General features: G+C 49.3%; 20 protein-coding genes. 8 read left to right on the forward strand and 12 right to left on the reverse strand.

What is annotated here, in order from left to right; genetic code table 11:
• Positions 1-14: 14 nt before the first annotated feature.
• Complete coding sequence (locus tag AR543_RS02330) at positions 15-575, reverse strand: PadR family transcriptional regulator (RefSeq protein WP_060531491.1); 561 nt, start codon at positions 573-575, stop codon at positions 15-17.
• A 199-nt stretch (positions 576-774) separates the two neighbouring features.
• Here AR543_RS02330 and AR543_RS02335 point away from each other — a divergent pair, with 199 nt between their 5' ends.
• Entirely contained in the window at positions 775-1,254 is a 480-nt protein-coding gene (locus AR543_RS02335; RefSeq protein ID WP_158523920.1) for a hypothetical protein, read from the forward strand.
• An 85-nt stretch (positions 1,255-1,339) separates the two neighbouring features.
• Here the strand turns inward: AR543_RS02335 and AR543_RS02340 are convergent, their stop codons facing one another.
• The gene (locus tag AR543_RS02340) at positions 1,340-2,044 is read right to left on the reverse strand and encodes a GntR family transcriptional regulator (protein ID WP_060531494.1); all 705 of its coding nucleotides are present in this window, start codon (positions 2,042-2,044) and stop codon (positions 1,340-1,342) included.
• Between the two features lie 224 nt (positions 2,045-2,268).
• On the opposite strand from AR543_RS02340, the gene AR543_RS02345 reads away from it, so the two are divergent.
• Together AR543_RS02345 and bglA are read left to right on the forward strand one after the other, a co-directional pair.
• Positions 2,269-4,179: a beta-glucoside-specific PTS transporter subunit IIABC gene (locus AR543_RS02345; RefSeq protein ID WP_060531496.1), complete on the forward strand. Its 1,911-nt coding sequence runs from the start codon at positions 2,269-2,271 to the stop codon at positions 4,177-4,179.
• A 422-nt stretch (positions 4,180-4,601) separates the two neighbouring features.
• On the forward strand, positions 4,602-6,041 hold the full coding sequence (bglA, locus tag AR543_RS02350) for a 6-phospho-beta-glucosidase BglA (protein ID WP_060531498.1): 1,440 nt from the start codon (positions 4,602-4,604) through the stop codon (positions 6,039-6,041).
• Between the two features lie 176 nt (positions 6,042-6,217).
• Here the strand turns inward: bglA and AR543_RS02355 are convergent, their stop codons facing one another.
• Together AR543_RS02355 and AR543_RS02360 are read right to left on the reverse strand one after the other, a co-directional pair.
• Positions 6,218-7,447 carry an MFS transporter gene (locus tag AR543_RS02355; RefSeq protein WP_060531500.1) on the reverse strand — a complete coding sequence of 410 codons (1,230 nt, stop codon included), beginning with the start codon at positions 7,445-7,447 and terminating at the stop codon, positions 6,218-6,220.
• Positions 7,448-7,606: 159 nt separating this feature from the next.
• Positions 7,607-8,191 (reverse strand): TetR/AcrR family transcriptional regulator, encoded by a 585-nt coding sequence (locus AR543_RS02360; protein WP_174703725.1) that lies wholly within the window; start codon positions 8,189-8,191, stop codon positions 7,607-7,609.
• A 331-nt stretch (positions 8,192-8,522) separates the two neighbouring features.
• Between AR543_RS02360 and AR543_RS02365 the strand changes: the two genes are divergently transcribed.
• Positions 8,523-9,104, forward strand: coding sequence for an RNA polymerase sigma factor (locus AR543_RS02365; protein ID WP_060531502.1), 582 nt, complete (start codon positions 8,523-8,525; stop codon positions 9,102-9,104).
• Complete coding sequence (locus AR543_RS02370; RefSeq protein ID WP_060531504.1) at positions 9,076-10,221, forward strand: DUF4179 domain-containing protein; 1,146 nt, start codon at positions 9,076-9,078, stop codon at positions 10,219-10,221. Before AR543_RS02365 ends, AR543_RS02370 begins: the two co-directional genes overlap by 29 nt.
• 73 nt (positions 10,222-10,294) lie before the next feature.
• Here AR543_RS02370 and AR543_RS02375 read toward each other — a convergent pair whose 3' ends face one another.
• The gene (locus AR543_RS02375; protein WP_060531506.1) at positions 10,295-10,678 is read right to left on the reverse strand and encodes a BLB8/JUQZ-1 family protein; all 384 of its coding nucleotides are present in this window, start codon (positions 10,676-10,678) and stop codon (positions 10,295-10,297) included.
• A 267-nt stretch (positions 10,679-10,945) separates the two neighbouring features.
• Between AR543_RS02375 and AR543_RS02380 the strand changes: the two genes are divergently transcribed.
• Together AR543_RS02380 and AR543_RS02385 are read left to right on the forward strand one after the other, a co-directional pair.
• Positions 10,946-12,073, forward strand: a complete 1,128-nt coding sequence (locus AR543_RS02380) for an FAD-dependent monooxygenase (protein WP_227871820.1) — start codon at positions 10,946-10,948, stop codon at positions 12,071-12,073.
• Between the two features lie 306 nt (positions 12,074-12,379).
• Positions 12,380-13,018 carry an NAD(P)-dependent oxidoreductase gene (locus AR543_RS02385; protein ID WP_060531510.1) on the forward strand — a complete coding sequence of 213 codons (639 nt, stop codon included), beginning with the start codon at positions 12,380-12,382 and terminating at the stop codon, positions 13,016-13,018.
• A 198-nt stretch (positions 13,019-13,216) separates the two neighbouring features.
• Here the strand turns inward: AR543_RS02385 and AR543_RS02390 are convergent, their stop codons facing one another.
• From AR543_RS02390 to AR543_RS02410, 6 genes are all read right to left on the reverse strand, one after another.
• Positions 13,217-13,726 carry an SRPBCC domain-containing protein gene (locus AR543_RS02390; protein WP_060531512.1) on the reverse strand — a complete coding sequence of 170 codons (510 nt, stop codon included), beginning with the start codon at positions 13,724-13,726 and terminating at the stop codon, positions 13,217-13,219.
• A gap of 152 nt (positions 13,727-13,878) precedes the next feature.
• On the reverse strand, positions 13,879-14,073 hold the full coding sequence (locus tag AR543_RS24420; protein WP_145953884.1) for a hypothetical protein: 195 nt from the start codon (positions 14,071-14,073) through the stop codon (positions 13,879-13,881).
• Positions 14,036-14,746, reverse strand: a complete 711-nt coding sequence (locus AR543_RS02395) for an SDR family NAD(P)-dependent oxidoreductase (RefSeq protein WP_060531514.1) — start codon at positions 14,744-14,746, stop codon at positions 14,036-14,038. The genes AR543_RS24420 and AR543_RS02395 overlap by 38 nt, the downstream gene beginning before the upstream one ends.
• A 42-nt stretch (positions 14,747-14,788) precedes the next feature.
• Positions 14,789-15,349, reverse strand: a complete 561-nt coding sequence (locus AR543_RS02400) for an NAD(P)H-dependent oxidoreductase (protein WP_060531516.1) — start codon at positions 15,347-15,349, stop codon at positions 14,789-14,791.
• Between the two features lie 75 nt (positions 15,350-15,424).
• A complete protein-coding gene (locus AR543_RS02405) occupies positions 15,425-16,003 on the reverse strand; it encodes a TetR/AcrR family transcriptional regulator (protein ID WP_060531518.1) in 579 nt (192 codons plus the stop codon).
• A 186-nt stretch (positions 16,004-16,189) separates the two neighbouring features.
• Complete coding sequence (locus AR543_RS02410) at positions 16,190-16,627, reverse strand: Lrp/AsnC family transcriptional regulator (protein ID WP_060531520.1); 438 nt, start codon at positions 16,625-16,627, stop codon at positions 16,190-16,192.
• A gap of 407 nt (positions 16,628-17,034) precedes the next feature.
• Between AR543_RS02410 and AR543_RS02415 the strand changes: the two genes are divergently transcribed.
• The gene (locus AR543_RS02415) at positions 17,035-17,889 is read left to right on the forward strand and encodes a helix-turn-helix transcriptional regulator (protein WP_060531522.1); all 855 of its coding nucleotides are present in this window, start codon (positions 17,035-17,037) and stop codon (positions 17,887-17,889) included.
• 106 nt (positions 17,890-17,995) lie between these two features.
• On the opposite strand, the gene AR543_RS02420 is transcribed toward AR543_RS02415, so the two are convergent.
• The gene (locus AR543_RS02420) at positions 17,996-21,973 is read right to left on the reverse strand and encodes a glycosyl hydrolase 53 family protein (RefSeq protein WP_060531524.1); all 3,978 of its coding nucleotides are present in this window, start codon (positions 21,971-21,973) and stop codon (positions 17,996-17,998) included.
• Positions 21,974-22,115 lie beyond the last annotated feature (142 nt).

Below are 22,115 nucleotides of genomic sequence, written 5' to 3' on the forward strand. Positions count from 1 at the left end.
TATATTTGCCAATCCTACTGTCGGTCAGAGCGGTCTTCCTGCATCCGGCTAATGACTCCCAGTAAATCTTTGAGATTATCCAGCTCGTGTGTACGACCAGATCGTCCATAACGTATCAGAAACTCATAACATTCCTCGTAGCCTGCTTCAATATTCACTGGCTGCCAAGAGGCTGTACGTGCAGTCATCTCCTGCAGCTCCTGCTCTTTTTGTGCAATCGCTTCGGTCAGCATAAATTGGATACGCGAAATATCAACGAGTCTGACAAAAAAAAGCGGTGCCAGCAGCGACCGGATATCTTTCGGATTTTTGAAGCTTTTGTAGATCATATCCTTGAGCGCCTCGCGGCCGCTCTCCGTGATCGCATAGTTGCTTTTATCCGGATGGCCTTCGGATTGGACGGTTTCTACCTTGTCCAGATATCCCTTTTTGTGAAGAGCATCGAAATTGTAGTACAGATTGCCGTCGGTAATGCTGACGGTGTTGCTGGTGTTCTCCAGAATCCGTTTCTTGATGTCATACGGGTGACGCTCTTCATGCCAGAGCGAGCCCAGAATATAGATTTGTAAAGACAATTCATTCCCCTTTCTACTCTTCTTGCTCTGCTTGTTTCTCGTGGAACAATAGTGTATTTTATCTTTTCACTCTGCATAGTGTACTCTGTACAGAGTATGTCTGTTGATTAATATACGCACTTTTGAATTAACTGTCAATCTATTTAGGTAACCTATTTATTTGAAAATAGGATTTTTGGTATTGTGCGTTATTTGCTATTTGGCGAGCATTCTGTTTTTATCGTTTTATATAGAGAAATCGAATTCACGAGAACATGGAACCGGGAGGAAGCGAATGATTTATTACTACTATGTATTTGTCCTGCTGTCCGCTGCTTTCAGTGGATATGGAATCATACAGTTCTGGCCTGCTTCGGAGCAGAACAATGACTTTCTTCTATTTAACGATATCTCTACAGCAGTTTTGTTTCTGCCTTCCTTCTGGGTTATAGGTTTTTCACTGTTCGCCCAGCTCTTGATGTACTATCTGACCTCCAAGAAAAATATTTATTTGGCGATACTATTGCTTTACATCCTTAATTTCACTGCTTTGTTTTTTATCGCTGGCTATAATATTCATACTTTTCTAGGTAGTATTGTTCTTGTTACTACTTCTGCTGTTGGGCTTGTGCATTTGGGTATAGCGGTGCTGCTTTATCCACTATTCCGCAGCAAGCTGCATTTCGCTCCATTTGTATAAGCGTCTATTCCTGTCATCACAAAAAGACTCCAATCCCTGTCTGCGGATTGGAGCCTTTTTTGTAGCAAATCGTCTTCTTCTACTGTTATTGCCCATTCGCCTGGATAAAGAACTGTGCCTGAATATAGTTATACGTCAATCGGGAAAAGTCGAACGGCTGTCCATTGGACAGATGGAAAATGGTCTCTACATCCATCTTGGGATCGCCTTTTTGCAGACCCAGATACTGCGCTTCTTCTTCGTTCAGCTTGTCGATATGCAAATAAGAATCCGAGAAGCCGATCTTCTGACCCAACCCATCGCGGATATAATCGAAGATGGAATCAGTGGCAATCTCGGTGTTCAGATAAGTCACGATCGACTTGTTGTAATACGATTCCTCTACGCAAAGCGTCTGCTCATAGATGTAGCGGATGCGTTTTACATGATATACATCCTGCTCCTGATCGATATTCAGGTTCTGGGCGACCTCGCGGCTCGGCTTGCGGATATCCAGTTCCAGTACTTTTGATGTAATCGGGAAGCTCTCCAGATCACGGGTGAATCCCTGATTGGACAGCAGGCTGATATAGCCTTTGCGCCGGTGTCTCCGTACGAAGATTCCGCTGCCGCGTACCTGGAAAATAACACCCTTTTCCTCCAGCAGCTCCAGCGACTTGATAATAGTACTCTTGCTGACCCCAAACTGAATCATCAGTTCGTCCAGCACCGGCAGCTTGTCTCCCTGCTGCAGCGCATGGTCTTGAATGTATTTTTCGATTTCGTTGGCGATGTGCTGATATTTTAGCATGTGCATTCCTCTTTGTCTGGTTGATCTCCTGCATTATCCAGATTGTAACACAGGGCGGCGCAAAGCTCATTCTCTGATGATTTTCTTTGATCGGAATACTTGATCGATGAAATACACGAAGAAAATAAATGAAGACTGAATCATTATACCATTATTCGGGTATTGATAAATTATACCGTTATAATTATAATGTGAATGTATAAAGTGTGAGGGAGGCGATATCCATGTCGGGAAAAGTGAGAGATTATCCGAAGCTGGCTAACGATATTCTGAAGGCGGTAGGTGGCGAAAGCAATGTGACCGGAGCTACACGCTGCGCTACCAGATTGCGTCTTGTACTGAAACAATCCAGTCCGCAGGCCAAAGAAGCTGTCGCTTCCATGCCAGGCGTTATTACCGTAGTCGAGAATGCCGGACAGTTCCAGGTCGTGATCGGCCAGCATGTCGGCGAAGTATACGATGAATTCGCCAAGCTGGTGAATCTGGATACAGCCGAAGAACAGACTGAACATAAAGGTACGATTCTTAACCGCATTATTGCTACTATGTCCGCTGTTTTTGCTCCTTTTGTATACATACTCGCAGCGGCAGGTATTATGCAGGGACTGCTGATTATTGCGAACCTGCTGTTTGCCGGGTTTGCCGAGACCGGTACTTACCAGGTGATCAGCTTTATCTCATGGGCACCATTTACGTTTCTGCCGATTTTTATCGCGATTACGGCTGCCAAGCATTTTAAGACCAATACGTATATAGCCGTAGCCTGCTGTGCTGCACTGGTCAGTCCCAGCTGGGCCGAGATGGCTGCCAAGATCGCCGATGGCGGCAGCGTCAATTTCCTCGGAATTGCTTTGACCGAGACGACGTATACATCTTCCGTACTGCCACCGCTGTTCCTGGTATGGATTCTGTCTTATCTGGAACGCTTCCTCAACAAGCGGATGAATGAGATTATTCGTCCATTATTTGTTCCTTTGTTATGTATGCTGATTATGGTTCCACTGACAATTGTACTGATCGGACCAATTACTACACTGGGTGCCAACGGTATTGCAAACGGATACAATTTCCTGGCTGAAAATGCGCCTGCTCTGGCCGGAGCGATTATCGGCGGATTCTGGCAGGTGATCGTCATCTTCGGCGTACACTGGGGCGTGACGCCGATGGTACTCGCCAACTTTGAACAGTATGGACGTGATTCCTTCCAGGCGTATCAGACGATTGCAGTTGTCGCCCAGATTGGTGCCGTACTCGGTGTTATCCTCAAGGCCCGTAATCAGGAGACTCGCAAAATCGGTATCTCTGCCGGGGTAACCGGACTGTTCGGTATTACCGAGCCAGCGATTTATGGCGTTACCCTACGCTTCAAAAAGCCGATGATCTTCGGCTGTATCTCCGGTGCTGTTGGTGCCGTGGTGGCAAGTTTCTTTAACCCGTATTATTTTGCCTATGCGGGTCTGCCGGGACCACTAACTATTGTGAACAGTATCAATGCCGACTATCCTTCATCGGTATGGGGTATCCTGATCGGATCGGCGATTGCAATTGTTCTGCCGGTTATTCTGATCCAGATCTTCGGTTATGGCGTCGATGAAGCCAAAGCTTCCGGCGACAGTAGTCTGGTGGAGCAGCAGGGACAGACAGGTCCGGCTCAGCAGAACGACAGTGATATTCCTGCTGGTGAAGAGAATATCGCTTCCCCGCTGCGCGGCAAAATTGTCCCGCTGACCAGCGTGCCGGATGAAGCATTCAGCTCCGGTGCGATGGGTTCAGGTATCGCTATCGAGCCAACCGACAACAAACTGTATGCTCCATTCGACGGCACAGTAGCCACGATCGCACCGACCCGTCATGCGATCGGCCTGCGCTCCAATACCGGTGTCGAGCTGTTTATCCATATCGGATTGGACACCGTCAAGCTCAAAGGCGCACCTTTTACCCTCAAGGTGCAAGACGGCGATACTTTCCGCAAAGGCGACCTGCTACTCGAATTCGATAAAGAGCTGATCCAGCGCGAGGGTATTCCGACGATTACCCCCGTCCTGGTTACCAATGCTTTTGATTACAAGGAAATCGTCGTCGGCACTCTGGAAAATGCCACCACCGACGCCGACATCCTGACCGTTGTTCGCTAAAGGAAGATGTATCGCTATGAGCACAACTTTATAACCGTACACCTCAGCCAACATTAAGCTTACATTTAAAAAGCTGCAAAACCAGCTCAAACATCAGTTTCACTAATCAGATAGCTATTCTCTTAATTCTTAATATATTGACCTTCATACAAAAAGGTTACTACCATGCATCAAGCTCACTCTCCGCACAGAGCGCAGGAAAGAGAATTCTGCCAGCGCTCGATATTTAAGAACAGGGATCGACCGCGACGGCGGTCATTCAAGATCCCTGTTCTTAACCGGAGGAAGCGGCAGAATCTCTTGCCGGAGCGGAGCACAGTACCCAACACCGAGACCCTATTCAGCACTCGTAATCGTTCAAGCTATCCCAGCAAAAAAAGCTCAATAAAAAGAGAACCCACTTGGATCAGGAGGAAATCATCATGACACAATTACCAGCTAACTTTCTATGGGGCGGCGCACTTGCTGCCCATCAATTCGAGGGCGGATGGAATGCCGGTGGCAAAGGACCCAGCGTCGTCGACGTAATGACTGCCGGCGCACACGGCGTACCCCGCCGCATTACCGATACTGTGGAAGAAGGCACCTTTTACCCGAACCACGAAGCCATCGACTTTTACCATCGCTATAAGGAAGATATTGCTCTGTTTGCCGAAATGGGACTGAAGTGCCTGCGCACCTCCATCGGATGGAGCCGTATTTTCCCACAAGGCATCGAGGAGACGCCAAATGAAGAAGGGCTGCAGTTCTATGACGATGTATTCGACGAGCTGCTCAAGCACGGCATCGAGCCGGTTATTACCCTGTCCCACTTTGAGATGCCGCTCTATCTGGCACGCGAATACGGCGGATTCCGCAGCCGCAAAGTGATCGATTGCTTTGTCCGCTTTGCCGAAGTCTGCTTTGACCGGTACAAAGACAAAGTAAAATACTGGATGACCTTTAACGAGATCAATAACAAAATGGACGTGAATAATCCGCTGTTCCTGTGGACCAACTCCGGGGTGATGGTACAGGAAGGCGAGAATCCCAAAGAAGTCATGTACCAGGCCAGTCACCATGAACTGGTAGCGAGTGCACTGGCTGTTGCCAAAGGTAAAGCGATCAACCCGGATTTCCAGATCGGCGCGATGGTCTCCCATGTACCGATCTACCCGTACTCTTCCAATCCCGAAGACGTGATGTTGGCAGAGGAAGAAATGAGACAGCGCTATTTCTTCCCGGATGTACATGTACGCGGCTACTATCCGAGCTACGCCCTCAAGGAATTTGAACGCGAAGGCTATAATATCGTTTTCGAAGAAGGCGACGATGAGATTCTGCGCAACGGAACCGTCGATTATCTGGGCTTCAGCTACTACATGTCGACTACCGTCAAAAGTGATGTGAATAACGACAATACCGGCGATATTGTGAACGGCGGGCTGCCGAACAGCGTAGCCAATCCGTATATCCAGTCCAGCGACTGGGGCTGGGCGATTGATCCGACCGGTCTGCGTTATACGCTCAACCGCTTCTATGACCGCTACCAGATTCCATTATTTATTGTGGAAAATGGATTCGGCGCAATCGATACAGTCGAGGAAGATGGCTCAATCCATGATCACGCCCGTATCGAATACCTCAAATCCCATATCGAAGCCCTGGAGAAAGCTGTCACTTATGATGGCGTGGATCTGCTCGGTTACACCCCTTGGGGCATTATCGATATCGTATCCTTTACTACTGGCGAGATGAAAAAGCGCTATGGCATGATCTATGTAGACCGGGATAATGAAGGCAACGGCTCCATGGAGCGGTATAAAAAAGATTCATTCGAATGGTACAAACAGGTGATTGCGAGTCGCGGAGAGCAGCTGTAACGGTCTGACACACCATATTATATGTACAGAAAAAGGAAGGAGCGCACGAGAGTGCCTCCTTCCTTTTGGCTATGGATCGATGTATATATCGGAGAGTGTACAGATGTAGCAGTGTGTACAGGCGATAGATTGCCTCAAACGAATTTATGCCATTACAGCTATGGATATAAGGTGTTTCAGCCTTTTGCCCGTCTGTATTCGGTCAGGTAATAGAGCAGCGCCACTACAGGCATAGCAATCCCGATCATCAGCGCCGTCTGCCAGCCTCCCATGTCATATGCCCAGCTGCCTGCTGCCGAACCTGCAGCACCACCGACGAAGAAGATTGCCATATACAGTCCGTTCATCCGGCTGCGCACTTCGGCACCAAGGGAGAAAATCGCCCGCTGACCAATCACCATATTCGCGGATACCCCCATATCCAGCACAATCGCAGCTACCACGAGCAGTGTAACTGTCCAGACCGAACGTGTGTGTACGAACAGCGGCAGGATCATCGACAGAATAACAATCCCCAGCGCAATGCCGGTTGCCGGACGAATCCATCCTTTGTCGGCCAGACGACCGGCGATTGGAGCAGCGAATGCTCCGGCTACACCGACGAGTGCGAACAGGGCAATCTCGGTCTGGGAGAAATGAAAAGCCGGGCTGGACAGCAGCAGCGGCACCGTTGTCCAGAACAGACTGAATGTCCCGAAGACAAAAGCATGATACAAGGCGCGGCGGCGCAGGATCGCCGTATGAGCCAGCAGTCCCCACAATGAACCGATCAGCTGTCCGTAGGAATGATTCGATGCTGGATGTCTGGATGGAAGTGCCTTGACCAGAACAAGTGACAGCGCCACTACAAGAACGGCAGACAGCCAGAAGATCGCCCGCCAGCCCAGCCAGTCTGCGACGAGACTCGATACCGGACGTGCCAGCATAATACCGAGCAGCAACCCGCTCATGACATTACCAACCACCCGGCCGCGAGAGGCTTCGGGAGCAAGATGTGACGCATAGGGTACCAGAATCTGCGCAGCTACCGAACCTACGCCTACCAGCATGGAAGCGATCAGAAATAGCACTGAATTCTGCGCCCAGGCGGTGAGCGCCAGCGCCGCTGCGGTGAAGATCAGTCCGCCGAATACCAGCTTCCGGTTCTCCAAAATATCACCCAATGGCACGATAAATAATAACCCGGCTGCATATCCGATCTGTGCCAGCGTAACGATCAGACCTGCTGCACCGGATGATAGTCCAATATCCTGACGGATCAGACCGATCAGTGGCTGGGCATAATACAGATTGGCGACGATGATACCGCAGGCAACCGCCAGAAATAGAACGAGCCAACCGGGAATGGAAGTTGAAGCCGTATGGTCTGCCGATGAGGCAGGTGAAGCCTGAACTTTGGTACTCATAACAATACACTCCTCTTTTCGGAACAATCGTTCCATAATATTGAAAAAAAGAAACCTTGCTGCTTATGTTCTTATGATCTGTGCTCCGCTGTCTGGACAGGTTATGGAACTTATGTCTGATTCCTCAATTATTTGTAAAATAGCAGGTCCTGCGAAAAATCAGATCATCGACAGGACCATTTCCATCATATCCTCTACCCGCTTGCGCTCCGGTCCTACCTTGGCAGCAATATTAATGCTGTGATTGAGATTGAGCAGCATATACGACAAATTGCGAATATCCCGGTCTGGGGCAATCTCGCCGATCTGCTGACCTTTTTGCAGCAAACGGTAGAAAATCTCACCCAGTTCATCAAAACGATGCTGGATCACCTGAGCGATCTGCTCATCCGGCGCATCGATCGCTGCGATCGCGTTGGTGATCAGACAACCTCTTGGAGAGTTCTCGTCAAACGCGAACTGGATATGCTTGTCAAAATATTCCCTCAGTCCCTGCCGCGCCGACTCCGCATGGATCAGTACATCCCTTTTCTCCTGACCGATCGTTTTGTAGTGCTCGATCGCCTGCAGATACAGATGATGCTTGTCTACAAAGGTCTCGTACATGCTGGATCGGCTAATCTTCATCGCTGCCAGCAGATCCGCCATGCTCGTTCCTTCATATCCTTTTTCCCAAAATAGCAGGGTCGCCTCGTGCAGCACCTCGGTATGGTCAAATTCCTTGGTTCTTCCGATGATAACCATCCCCTCTCTTGAACACAGTATATCCCATTCGGAACGATTGTTCCAGTATTTTTGTAAAGTTACTCTTTATTTATTTTTGCAGAGCAGAATAGTGTTATGAATAACCTGCTTCCGGCTTTTTCCCGGTCATTTTATTTACAATATTTGTTATATCGTGCATGATGGTGTATTGGCTGGATTTATTTTTATTCGTATTCTAGTTTGTTTTTATTTTTCGGTTGTTGGCTGCTGATTTTCGATTTCCGGGAATATTTTCAGATACATTTGGAAGTGAATGTCACAAATAAACCATCCCGATTGTTATACGACTGAATAAAGGAGGCGAGCGAACATGCCTGATGCTTCAAATCGAAGCGAACATGCCCGAGTACAATCGATTGTAGAGCAGGTGCAGCAGGGCAGCACCGAAGCCTACAGTGAACTTATACATATTTTTCAGAGACGCATCTATGTCTATTGCCATTATCTGCTCGGCAATAACGAAGAGGCCGAGGATGCCGTCCAGGAAGTGCTGGTCAAGGGATTTTACGAGATTCGCCGCTTCCGGCCGGGTGTCTCTTATTCGGCCTGGCTCTACCGGATTGCCTATAATCACTGCATGAATGTGCTGAAAAAAAGAAAACGACAGCGCTCTATCATACAGGATTATATCTTTAGCTACAGCAGCCGGATCGCTGGAGAAGTCGATCATTCCGACCAAATTGATCAGCTGCTGGAACAGCTGAAGCCGGAAGAAAAGCATATTCTGATCCTGAAAGTCATTGAGCAGTATACTTTTGATGAGATGGAAGCCATTACCGGTATTCGCAATGTTACACTCCGCAAAAAATACGAGCGAATACGCAAAAAGCTTAGCTCTACCAAGCAAAAAGGAGGAATACTGCATGCACGATCCTATGGAACGACCAAATGAGGAACAACTCAAATTATGGGAAGCGAGTATCCAAACCATGCATAAAAGCGATGTAGATTTAACCGACCAGATTATGAACCGCATTCGTGAGCAATCCACCAGCAATCGTAACAACGAACGACCAGAGATCAAGCTCGCCCGGACCGGCCTGATTGCCGTATCCGTAGCTGCCGTACTGTTTTTGGGGTTAGCCAGCAGCGCCTATGTATCGCCATCCATGGCCAAAGCGCTCAAAGAAATTCCCGGAGCCAGTCATATTTTCGCCATGGCCGGAGATGCCGGACTCAAAACGGCAGACGAACAGGAATTGCTCACCCGTACCTCACTGGCTGATAGCCATGATGGTATCCACCTGATGGCACCCGAATTTATGTATGATGGCACACGGTTGTCGATTGCATTGAAGCGCCAGCTGGGCGATGGACAGACACCGCAGCAGAGCCTGATCCAATCGATACACGACGTGCAGCTGCAGATTGATGGAGCACCGATAAGTACGTATGCCGGTGCCAATGGAAATAATACAGTCGATCCGATGATGATCCCCGGCTACGATCCCGATACGCTCATTATGGAATTCTCGGATCGGCGTAATCAGCAGGGACCGGCTTTTCCAGATCAATTCCAATTAACCGTACAAATGAAAATCGATGGAGCCAAGCAGCCTTTTACGATTCATCTGCCGATTCAGAAAAATACGCAGGCGATGAAAATCGTTACGCCAAATATACAACGTCAGGACAAGCATGTTCAGTTTACTGTAGCCAAAATGGAGTTTACACCGGTCACTACGAATATTACGACCAAAATCCAGTTGTCTGGCGGGCAGAAGATCGATTTGGATACTATCATGATACATTATGATGTGGTGGATGATCAGGGCCACAAGCTGTCTGAGTTAAGTGGAGGAAATGGTTATTACGAACATGACGGCAGTACACTGACTACGGATAGTCGCTTTGCTCCTTTTACCACTCTGCCCAAATCCATTACGATCAAGCCTTATCGACAGCTGCTGCAGAAAGATGATCCTAGCCAGTTCCAAATGGACGCCAATGGAAATATCAAAGTCGAATATTTACCGGAACTAGAGGTTACCATTCCACTGAGCCAATAAACCCAAAAAGCAAGGAAGCGTTCATCCGCCTCCTTGCTTCTTTATGTCCGCCTAGGGCTGCCTGCTGTTTTGGTTAGCCAGGTACTACAGTAAATGTATATACACCCAGCGGTTGACCATTTGCTTTGTACGCTTGTACCTGTGCTGTACCATAGCCAATCATGATCGCATCGCTGCCCGACAGCCTCACCACATTGCTGCCCTGCAAAATACGCCAGCTAGAACCGTTCATACCGAATCTACCACCCAGTCCCCGGAAAGTTTGCGACAGATCCTGTGTATGCATGCCTCCGGAACCGGCATGAATATCGGGCGTAAACGTAACTGTCACCGTTGCATCCTGCAGTGCAGATGCTTCTACTGCTGTGGGTTGAAGGGATGCTGCAGATACCTCTGCTGCTCCACTCACCGACCAGGCAAGCGCTGCCGCTGTTAAGACCACAATTACTTTTTTCATTCTAATTTCTCCCTTTTATGTAAATTTAAGTACATATAGAAATCTAGTCTATCCTTGTACGCAGGTCAACACTTTTAATTTTAAATACGTTAACAAGAAAAATTCACCAACCCGTGGTCCACAAATTACCTTAAAATCCAAGTCTTATATTTGTCAATTTTTACATTTAAAATAGAAGGTGCAGCTTGTATTAGGCTGCTTCTTTCTATGCCTACTTGCAGATGCTGTTCAATCATCACGTGATCTCACCAACCAAGAAGGAGTTGTATGATGTCTAACCCTATTCAACATGCAGTTGTTATCGGAGCCGGTATCGGAGGATTATCTGCTGCAATTTCCCTGCGAAAAATCGGACTACATGTGACAGTATGCGAAGCCAGCGCCGAAGATGCGCCTGCCGGAACCGGGATTACCCAGCCGCAGAACACATTCAAAGTACTCAAAGATCTGGGTATTTACGAAGAATGTCTGCGAGAGGGTATCCAGCTGGACAGCATGCAGATCCTGAGCCGGGAAGGCCGGGTGCTGCTGGAAGTGAATCAGAAGTTCCTGAATGAAGATCTGCCTGGCCGCAACTCGATCTGGCGTTCCAGCCTGAACCAGATTCTGCTGTCTACTGCGCTGTCTCTTGGCGTAAATGTCCAGTGGGATCGCAAGCTAAAAGCCTACGAAGAAAGTGATACGGGCGTAACGATCTACTTTGAGGATGATCAGATTCTTCATACCGATCTGCTCGTGGGCTTTGACGGTATCCGTTCCCGGGTACGCAATATTATGCTGGGACGTGAAGTGACATCTCGTTATCTCGGTATGGGCTCCTGGCGTGTACCGATTGAGTTCCCGGTCGGTACGCTTACCACGACCAGCTATATGCTGCTGAATGGCAGCAGTAAAGTAGGGATTTTCCCGTTAACGGCAACGACCGGCTATCTATTTATCCTGAAGCCGGTCGCCGAAGACTACTGGGACCCCAAGGAGCAGCGCTATGAGACTGTCCGCGCTATGCTGGACCCGTTCCAGTGGAAGCCGGATTTCCTGCGCAGCTGCTTCCAGCCGGATAGCCCGATCCTATTTAATATGATTCGGGAAGTGGTACTGGAGGAGAAATGGTTCAGCCAGCGCGTCGTTATCGGCGGCGATGCTGCTCATGCCAGTGCGCCGAATCTGGCTCAGGGCGCAGCAATGGCTATGGAAGATGCGATTGTACTGGCCGAGGAGATTGCCCGTGGTAATTCGCTGACAGATGCACTGGAAGCTTATTACGATAGAAGATACCTTCGGGCGAGTGAAATACAGCGACTGTCCGCCGAGCTGCTGGAAGGTGAAATGTCCGGTAAGGATAACCAGCAGACCATTATTCAGCAGTGCGACGCTTTGCTGGAAGAAGCTTATTAAGTATCAATCTTATCGGTTCTATTTCCTGCCGTGAGCCTATCCGCAATCTGTCTGGCAGGCAGATCGCTTTACTCCATTGACCTGCCGGAATAAGAAAATTCAGCAAAAAAGCACCTGCAAAGGTGCTTTTCTTATTTATTCTCGGATATTCCCGGAAATATAGACCCAAAGATGATATGTTCCTGCTGGTTGTGATAGGCTGGATATAAGCCATTTTTACTGCCACACCGGCATCTTGTATTTGTTATCCACTATACGTCGATGATCCTGGCATAATTGACTGACTATATAACCGGAGGTACATGTATGAATTTGATTATTTTCGGCGCTACCGGCCGGACTGGACGCGAGCTGGTCACCCAGGCACTGGAACAAGGGTACGCCGTAACTGCTTTCGTACGTGATTCGACCCGGATGCATATGACGCATGACAATCTGAAGATCGTTCACGGCAATATCGACAGCTACCCGGATATTCTAAGCGTCGTACAGTCTACCCGTTACGATGCTGCCCTGTTCGCCCTCGGCTCCAAAAGTCCGTTTCGGCGCAATCCCGTGCTGAATAACGCCATGAAAAATATTATCCGTGCCATGGAAGACAGCGGCACCGAGCGTTTTATTCATATTTCCTTTGTCGGTACCCGCCCGGATGCAGGTCGACTCGGTATGATGTACCGATTTGTTATTCCGGTCTTTATGCGCAATCTGCTGGCAGATCACCGGGAAAAGGAACAGCTGCTTCGGAGCAGCAGCCTGGACTGGATGATCGCCCAGCCGCCGATGCTGACGAACGGACCACGAACCGGACAGTACACCTACAGTGCCGGTATCGACAAAAGCAAAGCCGGCAAGCTCAAGCTTTCCCGTGCCAATCTGGCCGAATTCATGCTCAAGCAGCTCGAAGACCATGCCTACAGCCGCAAGGAAGTTTTTGTAACCGAATAACACAGCAGCGACCGGCTGCTCATCAAACAGACCCCTTCACCATGAAGCGGCCTGTTTTTGTATTTATAAACCTCATATAGATTACACCAGAGACACAGGAAACGACTGTCTGGTCAGGGATATAACGACTCGCCTGGGAATCGTTCAACCGCCTGATGCATAGAAGACCTTCAACCTTTGATGTCAATCCGGCGGCTATTAGCGAAGCGTCTGCACATATTCGTCCAACCGATCCCATGTCTCGGCAATGCCCTGCTCCATTCCCATATCGAGCACCGTACGCAGCGCTTCGGCAGAGTCATAGCTGGCTCGGCTGATCAGCTTCGTCGAACCATTGTGTTCCTCGAACAGCATCGTGATCCGGCTGGAAGGCATTTCTTCGCTCTCCTTGCCTTCCGCATCCGAAAAGTAATCCGTATAGACAAATTGGTCAGGTTCGGCAATCTCTACGTAGACCGCTTTTCCCCAAGATTCATAGCCATAAAAGTCCCCCTGGCTCTCATCTTCACACTTCATGCAGTAATGCCAGACTCCACCCGGACGAAAATCGATATTGCATACCGTCAGCTCCCAGCCGCGTGGCCCCCACCAATTTCTGAGATGATCGGCTTCGGCAAAAGCGCGAAATACCAATTCCCTCGGTGCATCAAATTCGCGTTCCAGCACAAGTTCCTGACCTTCTACCCTCGATACCATTTGACCTGACATATACCATCCTCCTCGAATTTCATTGGACTTGCGGAAGATACGGCTAACGCTGCATTATTCTTTCTGGCTGTTGTTTCTCCTTAGTACATTCTCTGGCAGATCGCGCCTTTCCTCTATCCTTTTGCGCCCTGGCTTCATCTATTTGAAGATTATCAGAGAATGCACTGCCTTTTTTTGTTCCGTTCGGCTATTCCGGCTGTGTTCTTCACGATAGTTACATACAGAATAGACAAAAAAGCTGCCCCATTCAGCGGAGCAGCTGGTATGATCATTTGTTGGACAGGTAAAATGTAGTACTGAACTTCCGGATCACCACGGAAGCTGATCGTCCATATAATAAAACTCACCTGTTGGACCTTCTGCCGGCAAAGTAGCCAAACGGACTGCTGTTTTGGCACCATCTGTTACAGATAGCTCGCCATGTTCGCCACCCAGTCGGGTTTTGACGAGACCGGGATGCACGGAATTCACTTTCAAACCCGCAGCTTTGTGCTGCTGTGACCAATAGGCGGTCAGCATATTAAGCGCTGCCTTGGAAGCGGCATAAGCAGGCTGGGCCAGCTTTTGCACCTGCTCATTCGTCAATTGCAGTGCAATCGAACCGATCGCACTGCTCTGATTAACGACCCGGCCAGCTGGGCTTTTTAGCAGTAGCGGCAGCAATTTTTCTGTGAGACGATAAGGGGCGTAGGTGTTGACTTCAAATGTATCTCGAAATACGTCTCCCTCATATTCGGAATTTTCCAGCAATACGCCTGCATTATTAACCAGAATATCCAATCGGCCATACTTTTCCTCAATCCATTGAGCCAGTTCATTGATGTGTTCCTCATTGGTCACTTCCAGCTGTACACCCTGGACATCGATATTTTCCTGGCGCAATTCGCTGGCGGCTTCCTCGGCAGCTGCCAGGGTTCGTGCAGACAGCAGTACAGTGATTCCCTGCTGACCGAGCTGTCTGGCTACTTCCAGACCGATACCTTTACTCGCTCCTGTTACCAGTGCGATTGAATTTGTCATATTAAACATCCTCCTTAAGTTTGGTTCGGGTTTGGGTTGGAGTTATGGATTAACGGTTATGGAATCGGGCGTATGCACATGTCTGACTGTATTCAAATGTTGTACATAGGCCAGCTGGCTGTCCGTAATCTGCTCATCGGTAATATGGTGAACGTTATGCAAAACAAACGGTGGCAAATAATGTGCGCCTACATAATGGGTCAGTGCCTCCATCGGAGCGGCGATTGTACGGATCGTGAACAGGTTGGAGCCACCGGGCTGGTAAGCCGCACTGCTGCCTGCTGTCGAGATAGCGATGCCGATTTCTTTGCCCTGCATATGATTGCCATCCGGACCGAACGCCCAGCCAAAAGCCAGCACTTCATCAAACCACTGTTTGAGCAGCGGCGGTGTACTGTACCAGTAGAGCGGATACTGGAAAATAATGCGATCATGGCTGTCCAGCAAAGCCTGCTCATAAGCAATATCGAGCTGGTGGTCCGGGTAGGCATCATACAATGTATGTACCGTCGTATCCGGATGTGTCTTCATTATCTCTGTCCAGGCGCGATTCACCCGGGACGTATGCAGATGGGGATGGGCTACAATAATAAGTGTTTTCATCGTTATCTCTCCTCGTATTCTTATTTGAGAACGATCGTTCTAATTTATTCAAAAAAAGAGGAGCACCCTTGCTGATCATTTCTCTATCATTCGGATGCTCATCTCTGCCATCTGCTTCAGTTTCTCTTTTGGCAGCGACGTTCGTACGGTTACTCGTAGTCCAAGCAGCGCATTATGCAGCTGTTCCGCCAATTCACGGGCTTCATACCGGGTAGTGAATTCGCCATTCGACTGTCCCCACGTCACAATATCTGTAAGTATATCCTCTGCTCTCTCAAAAGCGGCTCTGGAGCGGGCATCAATCTCGGGATCGCGATTTGCCAGTTCGATCGCAGAGTTTACCATCATACAGCCTGACGGTGCATCGGGCTCGCCTTCTATTATCGAGTTGAAGATGAATTGCAGGGCTTCCCTTGCTGTCTGCAGATGACGTATTCCGTTGATTATGGAGCAGACAAACTGCTCGCCAAACCGATCCATCGCTTTGAGATAGAGGGTATGCTTATCTACAAAGGTATCGTACAAACTGCGACGATGAATACCCATATGCTCGGTCAGATCATTCATTGAAGTCTTCTCATAACCTTGTTCCCAGAAAAGCTTCATCGCTTTTTCCAGCACTTCATTTTCTTCGAATTCCTTGCTTCTTCCCATCAGGTCCCTCCTCCTGGCTGTCGATTCAGGCTGCATTCTATTGAGAACGATCATTCTAGTATAGCTAGTAAATAACTCTCTTTTGTTGTCTGGATTCATCCTAGCATATTGAGAACAATCAGTAAAGAATTATTTTTACCGATCGTTCCCAATAATAAAATGGATAGATCTCTAACGCCAAAACCATTACAGCAGATGATGGCGATCTTCGATCAGTGTCTTCATGCTGACATGGGATTTGGATGGACCCAGCTGCACCAGTCTCTCCTGGAAACTGGCAAGTTCCTGCATGGAAGATGTCTGCACTTGAATCATATAATTATATTCGCCGCTGATCCGGTGCATATCGGTTACTTCTACAGCCTGCTCGCAGAAATCGACGATCTCCTGACTGCGCTCGGTTTTGACCATGATGAACGTGGTCATCGACCGATCCAATTTGGCCCAGTTAAACATGGCGCTGTAGCCGGTAATGACTCCTTTTTCCTCCAGACGGATAATCCGTTCACGGATAGACGGAGCCGACAGATTCAGCTCCTTGCTTAGTTGTGCCGCTGTAATTCGGCCGTAGCTCTGTAATTTCTGCATGATTTTCAGATCGATTTCGTCGATAGAAGATGGCATGATATCAATTCTCCTCTGTGTATAACACATGAATGGCATTAAAAAAGCAAACCCGGCGAAACCTCTTCTTTTCCAAATTCCTGTTCGCTGATTTGCTGTGTTTATTTTTTTGCTTTTTTACTTTTTTGCTTCTTTACCTCTATATCGTCATAACGGCCTTTTTTATACTAACGCTATCATACCACGAAGGAGAACAAAGAATGAGAATTAACAAATGAGATCATGTCGTTATTCGGGCATTGGCTTACTACGATTGGAATAGGCAGCCCGCTTAGCATGGATATGTCCGATTCTGCAGGAGTTCAGGAATATTTCAATTGCCGTGTTGGAACGTTCTTTTTGCATTTTCGACGAGGATGCGTAATGATATCTACAGACAGTACCATACGGAAAGGAAGCGATGATCGATGAAAAAGGAACATTCTTCTCCACTCGGGGAATTCATCAAGTCACGCCGGGAACGATTGCAGCCGGATCAGGCCGGAATTCAGCCGTTGCCCGGACGCCGCCGTACACCCGGACTGCGAAGGGAAGAAGTCGCCTATCTCGCCAATATGAGCGTAACCTACTACACCTGGCTGGAGCAGGGTCGTGAGACTCGCCCGTCTCCCGAAGTATTGAGCAGTATCAGCACCGCGCTGCAGCTAAGTACGGATGAACACCGATATCTGCTCGACCTTGCCCGAAATGGATCGGTTGATCATACCGACACTGCCGAAGAAGCTCCATCGGATACCGGATTTCTGCAAAATATCGTAGACCAGCTGCACTATCCTTCCTTTATTACGGATGAAGGAACAGATGTTATCGCTTGGAACCGCGCAGCGGAGCTATGTATTGCCGATTTTGGCAGCCTTTCGCAGCAAGATCGTCATATGAGCCATGTGATATTTTTCGATGAAGATTATCGCAGACGGCTGCTCAACTGGGAAGAGTTCGCACGTTACAGCGTAGCCATTATGCGCACACGCTTTGAAGATTATCAGAAGCACCCTCTCTATAGGGATCGGTTCGAACGTCTGCTGCAGGATAGCGATGTATTCGCTTCGTTATGGGCAAAGTACGAAATCCAGCAAAAGCGGGTAAAAACAGCCTACTATCAACTGGAAGACGGACAAATTATGGAATTCGACATCCATTATACTTCCGTTATCGATAATGATCCGGGATTGCACTGGTGCTTTTTCGTTCCGGTACCGGGTTCGGGTACAGAAGAAAGACTGCTGCAGAGATTGGAGCAGGACAGACAGCAGCAGCTTTAAAAATATTAAAAAGAAGCCTGTCCGATTGACCATTGTGGTCAGCCGAATAGGCTTCTGCTTTTACCTTCTATACATCTGTTCAATCTGCGTTATATCGTATTCATCTTCATTGCTGGGTTGCCGAAATAATGTCTCCCCATGCCCAGTGGGCTGCCGGGACATCTGACCAGCGGGAAATCGGTGTGCCGGATGCTGGCTCTGGCTGTATGTTCAGTACCCGGTTGAACAGGGTCACCGCTTCGGCGCGGCTTAGTGTTTTGTCGGGAGCAAAGCGGCCATCCGGCATTCCCTGCATATAACCGGCCTGCTGCACAGCAGCGATATCTGCCGTCGCCCAGTGTCCAGCTGTATCTGTAAACGCAGTGGAATCCGTACTATGCAGCTGCTGCCAGCGTGCCAGTACAGTCGCCATTTCAGCCCGGGTGATAGGACGTTCAGGAGCAAATGTACTGCCCTCGTATCCTTTCATCCATCCTTTTTGCGAGGCTTGTTCAATCGCTGTGGCTGCCCAGTTTCGGGAATTCACATCCGTATAGGATAGGTGGGTCGGAGATGAAACTATGGCAGCTGTATCCGCCAAAGGCGCTGCTTGCCCTGCTACACTCGGCGATTGGATCGTCAGACGTGACAGAATAGCCGCCAGCTCGGCACGTGTTACCATGCGCTCCGGCTGGAATGTTCCATTGGGATAGCCGTTCATATAATGGTTGGCAGTCGCTGTCTGATGATCGGCTGCTGGCACTGTACCTTTCTCCATCGGCTGTCCCAGCTTGAGTAGGGTAAACGTACTGAATTTATTCACATTAAACTGCAGTCCGGCAGGTTGATTACTTTGCTGTACTACAGTTGGCTTGATTAGCTCTCTTGTTCCATCGCTGTGCTCCACATAGATTGCCAGCTGTTCCAGGAAGCTCTCCTGCTGCTGCGCATCAGAAGGCAGGCTTTGCCGGGATAGTGGCAGTACGAGCTGTACCGTCTGTCCCTGCAGATCGCTGTCAATCCGGAGCGGCTGACCAATCACCTGTATATCCGCTGATCCCGCGGTCTGCTGTACCAGCGAATATTGTCTGGCTCGCGCAGCTATCGCTTCAATCCCGTCAGCTGTTTTGATCGGAGCAATAGTGAACTGGTGGCTGCCGCTCAGCATGGATAATGTATTCTCCGGCAAGCGCAGGCTGACACGACTGGTCGCCAGCTCCATACTTATTTTGCTTCCAGCCAGCGTTCGTACGGTATCCTGCGGCAGGGTAAATTGCAGTTCGCTCACGGTATCGGGAGTCTCCGGCAGCACGAGACGAATAGCGGAGCCGCCGACTGCTTTCACTTTGCCTGCAGCTTCACGTGCCTGGGAAGCTGTGTAGCTGACAAGATCCTTTTGCGTTCCATCTGCCAGTGTCGTACGTTGAATAGCGATATTCGATAATGGACTGCTGCCATATTGACCATTATCCACGCTGCCGGTTAACGTCTCGCTGCGACCTGCCGAGCTACCGCCACTAGATGAACCGCCGGAAGATCCTTTATCAGGTACATCCGGTACAGGTGCAGCATGGTCCGGGATAGGTTGTGGCGGAGTTGTAGGTGTTCCCGGATCGGGCACCGGCTGATTGCTAGGATCTGGTTCACTGCTGTCCAGCTTACGTGCAAAAGTCAGATAGAAATCATCCAGTGACCCCCATGCACCGCCATCTGCCTGAATCGATGCGCCTACAAGCAGATGTCCATCGGTTACTTTGATCTCGCGGATCAACGGCTGCTTCCACTGCGTCCATCCACTGACAGCGGTCTCCTGCTGTACATCCACCCCGTTTGTACGGGCCCACAGGTTCATATTCGCATTCCGGGCATCACCGCCCTGGATCGACATAGATAGATCGTAATAACCCGGCTTCAGATCGTATACATCCTGCTGTACCCGGAAATTCACCGGCTCTGCTGAATAATAATGGAGCGAATACTGACCGGTTCGTGCGTCAGAAGCCTTGTTCTGGTAATCGGTATGTGGCGCAGTACCCGTTCCGTAGGTGATCTGCCACATGCTGCGATCACTGTCTTCAAAGCTGCCGTTACGCAGCAGGTTGGCACGCCGAATCTCCAGCTTCGCTTGTGCCGGATGACCGCCTGCTGCTGTACCGGTAATCGTATAGCTGCCTGCTCCCTGGCGAACAGCCTGCTGCAGCGCAGTCTGATCCCACTCTACGGACAAAGTGCCTGTACTGCCATCGTTATACGTAACGGTTACCGAATGGGGCAGGGAAACCGGATCACCGGCATTGACGGTTACTGCTGCTGGCTGAATCTGATCTACCTGCAGCGGTGCTACTGCACCGGTGTTCACATAGTTGAATACTCGGAGTGAAGGCAGCGGATGACCGGTAAAGTCGAACAATGCCTGATTATCGACTGCACTGCCGCCGTACCATTTGCCTGCATCATCGGGATCATACTCGCCCGCATAGCTGGCTGCCCAGCCGGAGCCGTACTTTTCCCACAGCAGCTTGTTCTGTTCCAGATTGGATGGGGGACCTACCGGCAGCCAGGCAGGCTCCCAATAAAAGACGCCGATTCCTGCGCTGCCCACATTGGATACCGCTTCGATCACATTACGGACAGAGGTCGCCTGACCCTGCACACTGATCGGGTAGTCGAGTACTTGCCCCGAGCTGCGCGGCGCTGTATTCTCATGTCCGTCACCATCTTCTGCCGTATAGGCATATGACGTCTCGGCGACCATGACTTTTTTGTTGTACGTATCGGCAACCTGCTTCAGCACCGATGTCAGATTGTCCAGTGTTCCATGCCAGAACGGATAGTACGAACTGGCAAATACATCATAATCCACGCCGTTATCTGCGAGGGCTTTGGCATACGAAGCATACCGTCCAGCCGATTCTGGATTGGTGAAATGCAGAGCGATCAGTATATTGGGATCGATTGCACGTACCGCCTGACTGCCTTTGTTGAACAGCTGGCTGATATTCGTCCAATTTTTCTCCCCGATAAACGATTGGTTGGTCTCGTTACCAATTTGCACCATACCGATATCGATTCCCTGTGCGATCATTTGCTCCAGGCTGCGATGGGTAAATGCATACACCTGCTCGCCTTTTTGCTCCAGATTCAGGTTTTCCCATGCTTTGGGAGTATGCTGCTTGCCCGGATCTGCCCAGAAGTCGGAATAATGGAAATCGACCAGTAGCTTCATTCCATTTGCCGTCGCCCGCTTGCCAATTTCGATGGCTTTGGCCAGATCGTTGGTACCGCCACCGTACCCTCTGCCGCTCGTATCGTAAGGATCGTTCCAGATCCGAACCCGTACATAGTTCACCCCGGACTCATGCAGTGTGGTGAAAATATCCTGCTCCTTGCCCTGTTCGTTGTAGAAGCGTACACCACTCTGCTCCAGCGAGATAATACTGGAGATATCGACACCTTTGATAAAGTCAGGACGCAGTCCTTCGACTTTTTTGACGAAAATATCGGCAGCCACCGGCTGACTCGTATCGGTGCTGGTCTGCTTGAGTTCGAACTTATCCAGATAGCCCCATGCTCCTGCCTGACCACGGACACGGGCGCCAACGACCAAGTGGGATACCGGCTCGGTCAATACCAATTTTAGCGTTACGGTTCCCCACTGATTATAACCGGCAGTAGCCACCTCACTGCCATGATCAGTATCTGCGAATACCTCTACATGGCCAGCCTGTTCATCTGCTCCGCCCATCGATTGCACAGACAGCTCATAGCTGCCCGCCGGAAGCTCCGTTAGTGTCTGACTCACCTTGATCTGCTGCTCGACAGATGCTCCGTTATTGATCCAGTATTTAAAAGCATACGTGTCTTCGGATGGTGTAATAAATGGATCGCTGGCATAGGCATAATGTTGAAGATCTGCCTGCTGCCAATCTGAAGCATCGACTTGCCACGAATGATCCTGCCAGAAATCGGTCTCGAACCCTCCATTCACAATTGTAGAATTGACTGCAAATGGTGCTGCCGCCACTTCCGCTGTATGTACCGGCCATAGACCGAGCACCATTACCATAATTAGCAGCAGAAGTGCTGCCTGTCTGTTTCTTCTCATTTCTTTATCCCCTTTCAAAGCAAATACGCTGCGATCCGCTTAGCATAAAGCGCTTACATCATAACCATGATCAATATAGCAGACGCTTATCGCCCGGGACATGAGAAGATTGCAACATTTTGTGTGCTTAGGCAAGCATTTG

The organism is Paenibacillus bovis, assembly GCF_001421015.2.
GTDB lineage: Bacteria > Bacillota > Bacilli > Paenibacillales > Paenibacillaceae > Saccharibacillus > Saccharibacillus bovis.

Bases quoted from the DNA above. Each gene is read 5' to 3' on its own strand.
- AR543_RS02340 (WP_060531494.1), bottom strand. From the start codon at position 2,044: ATGCTAAAATATCAGCACATCGCCAACGAAATCGAAAAATACATTCAA.
- AR543_RS02345 (WP_060531496.1), top strand. From the start codon at position 2,269: ATGTCGGGAAAAGTGAGAGATTATCCGAAGCTGGCTAACGATATTCTG.
- bglA (WP_060531498.1), top strand. From the start codon at position 4,602: ATGACACAATTACCAGCTAACTTTCTATGGGGCGGCGCACTTGCTGCC.
- AR543_RS02355 (WP_060531500.1), bottom strand. From the start codon at position 7,447: ATGAGTACCAAAGTTCAGGCTTCACCTGCCTCATCGGCAGACCATACG.
- AR543_RS02360 (WP_174703725.1), bottom strand. From the start codon at position 8,191: ATGGTTATCATCGGAAGAACCAAGGAATTTGACCATACCGAGGTGCTG.
- AR543_RS02365 (WP_060531502.1), top strand. From the start codon at position 8,523: ATGCCTGATGCTTCAAATCGAAGCGAACATGCCCGAGTACAATCGATT.
- AR543_RS02370 (WP_060531504.1), top strand. From the start codon at position 9,076: ATGCACGATCCTATGGAACGACCAAATGAGGAACAACTCAAATTATGG.
- AR543_RS02375 (WP_060531506.1), bottom strand. From the start codon at position 10,678: ATGAAAAAAGTAATTGTGGTCTTAACAGCGGCAGCGCTTGCCTGGTCG.
- AR543_RS02380 (WP_227871820.1), top strand. From the start codon at position 10,946: ATGATGTCTAACCCTATTCAACATGCAGTTGTTATCGGAGCCGGTATC.
- AR543_RS02385 (WP_060531510.1), top strand. From the start codon at position 12,380: ATGAATTTGATTATTTTCGGCGCTACCGGCCGGACTGGACGCGAGCTG.
- AR543_RS02390 (WP_060531512.1), bottom strand. From the start codon at position 13,726: ATGTCAGGTCAAATGGTATCGAGGGTAGAAGGTCAGGAACTTGTGCTG.
- AR543_RS02395 (WP_060531514.1), bottom strand. From the start codon at position 14,746: ATGACAAATTCAATCGCACTGGTAACAGGAGCGAGTAAAGGTATCGGT.
- AR543_RS02400 (WP_060531516.1), bottom strand. From the start codon at position 15,349: ATGAAAACACTTATTATTGTAGCCCATCCCCATCTGCATACGTCCCGG.
- AR543_RS02405 (WP_060531518.1), bottom strand. From the start codon at position 16,003: ATGGGAAGAAGCAAGGAATTCGAAGAAAATGAAGTGCTGGAAAAAGCG.
- AR543_RS02410 (WP_060531520.1), bottom strand. From the start codon at position 16,627: ATGCCATCTTCTATCGACGAAATCGATCTGAAAATCATGCAGAAATTA.
- AR543_RS02415 (WP_060531522.1), top strand. From the start codon at position 17,035: ATGAAAAAGGAACATTCTTCTCCACTCGGGGAATTCATCAAGTCACGC.
- AR543_RS02420 (WP_060531524.1), bottom strand. From the start codon at position 21,973: ATGAGAAGAAACAGACAGGCAGCACTTCTGCTGCTAATTATGGTAATG.